Below are 477 nucleotides of genomic sequence, written 5' to 3' on the forward strand. Positions count from 1 at the left end.
TCTGACCCTCTGATTAAAAGTCAGATGCTCTACCAACTGAGCTAATGGCTCAAAATGGCTGGGCTAGCTGGATTCGAACCAGCGCGTGACGGAGTCAAAGTCCGTTGCCTTACCGCTTGGCTATAGCCCAACAATGGTGGAGGGGGGCAGATTCGAACTGCCGAACCCGAAGGAGCGGATTTACAGTCCGCCGCGTTTAGCCACTTCGCTACCCCTCCGCGCTTATTAAAATAAATGGTGGAGAATGACGGGTTCGAACCGCCGACCCTCTGCTTGTAAGGCAGATGCTCTCCCAGCTGAGCTAATTCTCCGATATGTAATGACCCCGACGGGACTCGAACCCGTGTTACCGCCGTGAAAGGGCGGTGTCTTAACCGCTTGACCACGGGGCCATATGGCTCCACAGGTAGGACTCGAACCTACGACCGATCGGTTAACAGCCGATAGCTCTACCACTGAGCTACTGTGGAATAATAA

5 tRNA genes are annotated in these 477 nt (G+C 53.9%); all 5 read right to left on the reverse strand.

The features are described 5' to 3' along the window. Positions 1–55: 55 nt before the first annotated feature. The 5 genes from RPL90_RS09805 to RPL90_RS09825 all read right to left on the reverse strand — a co-directional run bounded on the left by RPL90_RS09805 (position 56) and on the right by RPL90_RS09825 (position 470). Positions 56–130 (reverse strand) — tRNA-Gln (locus tag RPL90_RS09805). 4 nt (positions 131–134) lie between these two features. Then, positions 135–218 (reverse strand) — tRNA-Tyr (locus RPL90_RS09810). A 17-nt stretch (positions 219–235) separates the two neighbouring features. Next, positions 236–311 (reverse strand) — tRNA-Val (locus RPL90_RS09815). A 9-nt stretch (positions 312–320) separates the two neighbouring features. Further along, positions 321–392, reverse strand: a tRNA-Glu gene (locus RPL90_RS09820). A gap of 3 nt (positions 393–395) precedes the next feature. After that, positions 396–470 (reverse strand) — tRNA-Asn (locus tag RPL90_RS09825). Positions 471–477: the final 7 nt, after the last annotated feature.

The sequence above is a fragment of the Staphylococcus kloosii genome (assembly GCF_032139365.1).
Classification (GTDB): domain Bacteria; phylum Bacillota; class Bacilli; order Staphylococcales; family Staphylococcaceae; genus Staphylococcus; species Staphylococcus kloosii_A.